This window comes from Georgenia thermotolerans (genome assembly GCF_009193185.1).
GTDB classification, from domain to species: Bacteria; Actinomycetota; Actinomycetes; order Actinomycetales; family Actinomycetaceae; genus Georgenia; species Georgenia thermotolerans.
Genome location: NZ_VUKF01000111.1, coordinates 1 through 1,121, shown reverse-complemented (window position 1 = coordinate 1,121; position 1,121 = coordinate 1). Strand labels below are relative to the sequence as shown.

The 1,121-nt window shown below is 80.9% G+C and carries 1 pseudogene; it reads right to left on the bottom strand.

Features of this window, described 5'->3' with window-relative positions:
- Positions 1 to 1,017: pseudogene (locus GD970_RS21405) on the bottom strand (hypothetical protein); the annotation flags it as partial.
- Positions 1,018 to 1,121: the final 104 nt, after the last annotated feature.

The following is a 1,121-nucleotide window of genomic DNA, read 5'->3' as shown; positions in this document are numbered from 1 at the left end:
CTCGGCCCCGGCGGCCGAGGCGCCGGCGCTGGCGGCGACGACCGGCCCGGCCGGGCGCACGGCACCCGCCGGCGGGGCGGGGGGCGGGGCCACGGGCTGGGGCAGGCGCGCGAGATCGATGTCGGGCCAGGGCGCCAGGTCCACGATGAGCTCGCCGGTGCTGCGCGGGCCGGCGCCCTCGGCGAGGGTGGCCGCGCACAGGCCCTCGAGGTCGACGGGGGTGCCCGGGCGGAGCGCGCCAGCCGCGGGCGGGGCGCCCGCGGCGGGGTCGGGCCAGGTGCCGGTGAGGGCGAGGTAGAGCAGGCGGACGAGGTCGACGGCGTCGCGCCGGCTGGTCTCCAGCGGGGAGGCCTCCTCGTCCTCGGTGCCCAGGAGCGCGGCGTCGACGCCCAGGCCGGTCAGGAGGATCTCGCCGTCGTCGGTCACGTGCACGCTGCCCGGGACGAGGGCGAGGTGGTGCACGCCGTGGCGCCGGGCGGCCTCGAGCGCGCTGGCCGTCTCGCCGACGACGGCGCAGGCCTGGTCCGCGGGGAGGCCGCCGCGGCGGGCCAGCATGCCCAGGTCGGCCCCGCGCACCGGCTCGGTGACGACGTAGTCGAACTCGTCGGCGTCCTCGACGTCGAGGACCCGCAGCAGGCGGTGGTCCTCGACCAGCGCGGCCCGCCGGGCCGCGTCGAGCACCGCGGGGTTGCGCCGGCCACCGCGCGGCAGGAGCAGCACCTGCACGCGCCGGTCGAGGATCGCGTCGTGGGCGAACCACTCCTCGGCGCCGCCGTGGCTGCGCAGCGGGTTGCCCTCCAGCGTGTAGCGGCCCCCCAGGACGTGACCGGTCCCGACGTACCCCGTGTCCGCGTCCAGCACCGCGCCCCCCTCGTCCGGTCGCCCGTCCGCCACGCCAGAGCGGCTGGCCCCGAGTGTACGCAGCGCCTCCGGGGCGGCGGCGCTCATCGGCGCCATCGGCAGCGGCGTGGCGGACGGCGCGCCCAGCGCCGCGGGGTCGAGCGCCGCCGCCGGCACCGGTCCGCCGTCGGGGGCCGTGTTGCCGCCCCCGCCCGGGCCGCCCGGGCCCGGACCGGGATCCGGCCCACCCGGACCCGGCCCGCCGGAGCCAGGCCCACCGG